The organism is Alicyclobacillus suci, assembly GCF_017329615.1.
Classification (GTDB): Bacteria; Bacillota; Bacilli; order Alicyclobacillales; family Alicyclobacillaceae; genus Alicyclobacillus; species Alicyclobacillus suci.
This window is the reverse complement of record NZ_JAFMTW010000192.1, coordinates 1-334: the sequence shown is the minus strand read 5'-3', so window position 1 is coordinate 334 and position 334 is coordinate 1. Positions and strand designations below refer to the sequence as shown.

Sequence of the window (334 nt, the reverse complement as noted above, 5' to 3'; positions counted from 1 at the left end):
CTATTTAGCTACATTTCGTGAACAAGGTTTTGAGGGACTCAAACCGAGGTCAAAATCTAGCCGTCGAGCTCAGGTGATCCCGGATGAGATTCTGGAAGAGGCCATTTTGTTGCGCAGAGAGGTTCCTTCTCGAAGCGTCTCGCAGATCATTCGTATTCTCGAATGGGAAGGAAAAGTGGCACCTGGGGAAATTCGGAGAACAACTCTTCAAGAGAAACTTGCTCGTCGAGGATATAGTGCCGGACACATGCGAATGTATGCTGAAACCGGTGTGGCAGCGCGTAGGTTTCAGCGCCGTCACCGCAATCAGTTGTGGCAATCGGACATCAAGTTT

General features: G+C 49.7%; 1 protein-coding gene. It reads left to right on the top strand.

Annotated elements, in window-relative coordinates; translation table 11 throughout:
• Positions 1–334: transposase family protein (locus tag J3482_RS20375; RefSeq protein WP_499706840.1), on the top strand; the 334-nt coding region annotated here is incomplete at both ends.